Source organism: Streptomyces sp. NPDC001450 (assembly GCF_053597295.1).
This window is the reverse complement of the sequence record NZ_JBSFHY010000124.1, coordinates 1-3,097: the sequence shown is the minus strand read 5'-3', so window position 1 is coordinate 3,097 and position 3,097 is coordinate 1. Positions and strand designations below refer to the sequence as shown.

Annotated in this window: 4 protein-coding genes and 1 pseudogene; 4 read left to right on the top strand and 1 reads right to left on the bottom strand. The window is 69.1% G+C overall.

Annotated features, from left to right (window positions below; all coding sequences use genetic code 11):
- Window positions 1-588, bottom strand: a pseudogene (locus ACWC5O_RS45230) (hypothetical protein); the annotation flags it as partial.
- 444 nt (window positions 589-1,032) lie between these two features.
- Between ACWC5O_RS45230 and ACWC5O_RS45225 the strand changes: the two are divergent.
- From ACWC5O_RS45225 to ACWC5O_RS45210, 4 genes are all read left to right on the top strand, one after another.
- Window positions 1,033-1,359 carry a hypothetical protein gene (locus ACWC5O_RS45225; protein WP_450781363.1) on the top strand — a complete coding sequence of 109 codons (327 nt, stop codon included), beginning with the start codon at window positions 1,033-1,035 and terminating at the stop codon, window positions 1,357-1,359.
- A complete protein-coding gene (locus tag ACWC5O_RS45220; protein WP_355837843.1) occupies window positions 1,356-2,054 on the top strand; it encodes a restriction endonuclease in 699 nt (232 codons plus the stop codon). The genes ACWC5O_RS45225 and ACWC5O_RS45220 overlap by 4 nt, the downstream gene beginning before the upstream one ends.
- Before the next feature lie 132 nt (window positions 2,055-2,186).
- Complete coding sequence (locus ACWC5O_RS45215) at window positions 2,187-2,870, top strand: P-loop NTPase family protein (RefSeq protein ID WP_355837845.1); 684 nt, start codon at window positions 2,187-2,189, stop codon at window positions 2,868-2,870.
- The coding region (locus tag ACWC5O_RS45210) for a hypothetical protein (protein ID WP_450781361.1) at window positions 2,867-3,097 on the top strand (231 nt) is incomplete at its 3' end. The genes ACWC5O_RS45215 and ACWC5O_RS45210, both read left to right, overlap by 4 nt.

The window sequence follows — 3,097 nt, the reverse complement described above, 5'->3', positions numbered from 1 at the left end:
GTGCAGCGCCGTTGTGCTCGGTCGCTGGGGCGTGGTCCTCAGGATCTGCGCGAGCGCGTGCGTGTACGAGGGCGTGGGGCGGTGACGGCGGTCGTGCAGCTGCACCGCGCCGTACAGGTCGAACGGCCCCGCCAGATACGCCTCTCCGCTCCTCAGCGCCTGCCACACATCCGCGTCGGCGGTCGCGTCGACCAGCACCGCGGTGCTGCCGTGGGCGCGGTGCTGCAGCTCCGCCGCGAGCCAGTGCCACGGGAGGGCGGTGTACCGGACCGTTCGCGCCGTAGTGCGGGCCAGAGCGAGGTGTACGAGGTGCTGGCGTGCATCGAGCTGGAGGTGTCCGGCCAGATACACGAGCAGCGGGCCCTGGGTTGCGGCGGCTGTACGTATGGCGGTGAGCACGGTGTTCGGGTCGTCCGGGTTGGCCAGCTGCACGGCGGACGCGTACGCGGTGCCCACGAGATGCGCCGGCGGGACGGCCGCAAGCTGGGGCAGCACCGCAGTGACGGCCATCGGGGCGCGTACGGGCGGCTCGGTGGCTACCAGCAGTGCGTATCCAGGGTGTTGGGTCTCTGCCGTGCTGGTCGCCATGTCCAGCACCGTAACCGCGGCCGATCACGGAACGCACGGCGTTAGTGACGCGCGGTCTGTCGCCGTACGGCTTGTGCGTACGGATCCGCTCGGCGACAGCCAGACCTCTTCCTGAGCTGGAGGTTCCCTCCTTGGGCGGCAGGCTCCGCCCTACCGCGGTCGTCGTCGGGCTGCCAGGCTCGCGCTCGCGCGACCGCCGAAGGCGGCTTGGCATGGTTGCTCGGCGGCGGCTGTGGTTGCCTTCGGTGCTGCCCAAGGAGGGGGCCACCAGCGTCCACTCCCGACCTACCACCCACGATCCGCAGCCAAGATCGTTGCCCCCACGCCCTCCGCAGGGTGGCCCGCCGGAGGCAAAGAGTCCTGACCTGGACTGAATCCGCCCAGTGATCACTGCGGGTGTACGCATTCTGACCCATTGTCAGTGGCGGGTGCTTCGATGTTTCGTTGCGCGGGGAACGCATCGACCACGAGGGGGACGCTTTGCCATTCATCGGCAAGTACGTCAGGAAAGACGGCACGGAGGTCTCGGCGTACCACCGTTCGGCTCCGGGCTCCAGACATCAAATGACGCTGATAGGTGTGGCCGTGTTAGTGGTCTGGGGTGTGAGCGGGCAGAACGTCACCGTGCACACGCCGGGCAGCGGCAGGGTGCCGCGGCCGCAGAAGTCGGTGACCTATCCGATCGTCTTTCCGAAGACCGACAGGGCACCGCGGCCGCAGAAGTCCGTGACTTATCCGATCGTCTTCCCCTCTTCGGGGAGCCAGCGGTGAGCCGGCGGCCGCCTGCGCGGCGGCGGACACGTCGGAGGCGCTCGCGGAAGTCGCAGAGGGACGTCGAACTGCTGCTGCTGGTCGTCGCCCTGGTGGCGGCCGCCGGGCTGTTCCTCGCGGTCGTCAACTGGCTGGCCGCGCACTGGTGGCTCCTGGTCGTCGTCGGCGTCCTCGCGGCGGCCGCGGGCGCCTGGTGGCTCTACCAGCGGGCTCAGCGCGCTCAGTGGGACCAGGTCCGTGCCCAGGGGCTGCGCTACCAGCTGTCGCAGCTCGATGCCCTGCATCACCGGCAGTTCGAGCACGCGATACGGGACCTGATGCACCGGGACGGATGTCGGGACGCGCTCCAGGTCGGCGGTGCGGGTGACAACGGCGCGGATGTGAAGGCGACCGATCCATACGGGCGGCGGTGGGTGATCCAGTGCAAGCACCGCCGTAACGGGCTGGCCGGGTCGGCGGTCGGGACGCCGGATCTGCAGGTCCTCAACGGCACGGCACGGCCGGTGCACGGAGCGGACGTGGTGGTGCTCGTGACCAACGGCAAGTTCTCGCGGCCTGCGCTGCCGTTCGCGAAGACCCAGCGGATACACCTGGTCGACCGCCACTTACTGGGGGCTTGGGCGGCGGGCTCGCGCCCGCTGTGGGAGCTGCTGCAGCGGATCCCGCCCCCGCGGAAGGCCACGCCGCTGTCGTGAGTGGCTGTCGCCAATTGGCGACAGTTTGAGTCGGGGCCCGTCTCGATGGCGGGCCCTTCGTCATGTTGCAGATGCGGGGCAGAGGCCGGTCGGTACACGGGATCTCGGCGGGTGGCGGTACCGTCCCGTGCCATGACTACATCTCGCCCCGTTCCGGTGCTGCCCTCCGAGGGGCGCCGGGTAGCCATGATCGGGAAAGGCGGCGCGGGCAAGAGCACGTTGCTCGCGCACTGGCTGGCCTACTGGACGTCGTACGGAGTCTCCTGCATCGGCATCGACACCGATGTGCCTGGCGATGACGAGAACGGCACGTTGTACGAGCACGCGCAGGCGGTCGACCTGGGAGCGCCGGTCTACCCCGCGCCCGCCATACACCACATCCGCAATGAGGCGCTGCGGCTCACCCCGGAGAAGGGCCTGGGGGCCCTCGATACGGGGGCATGGGAGCGCAAGGCGGCTGGGCCACATATCGCCGTGCTGAGCGCGGTCGACCTGGCGGTGCTGTGTATGCAGCCCACGAAGAATGAGCTCAATCGTGCGGCCTCGGTCCTGGGCGCGATTCAGCAGCTGGAGGCCACAGGTGCGCGGGCACCGCAGCTGGTCATTCTGCTGACGATGGTCGACCGCAGCGCGGCCTCTGCGGACGATATCGACGAGATCCTGTCGGAGGCCGGTTACACCGTGCTGCGCTCGCGCTTCCACCAGTCCAACGGTCGGGATGGGTTCGCCCAGTCCTTCGGTGAGCCGATCAAGGTTGTGGAGGGCTCGGAGATGGACACGATGGCCCGCGAGATCCTGGACGTGGTGTCCCGGTGAGCAAGGCATCGGACAAGGCCAAGAAGGCTTTTGGGGCAACGCTCGTCTCTGGTCTGCAGAGCCGGGGCGGTGGGGCTCAACTGCCTGCCCAGGCCGCCGCGAGCAAGGCCGTGGACATCTCACCGGAGGCACGGCTCGCGGAGCTGGAGAGCCGCATCGAGTCCTCGGTGGCGCAGTACCAGCACAACCTTCGGCAGCTGCAGGTCCGCCACCGTCAGGAACTGGGC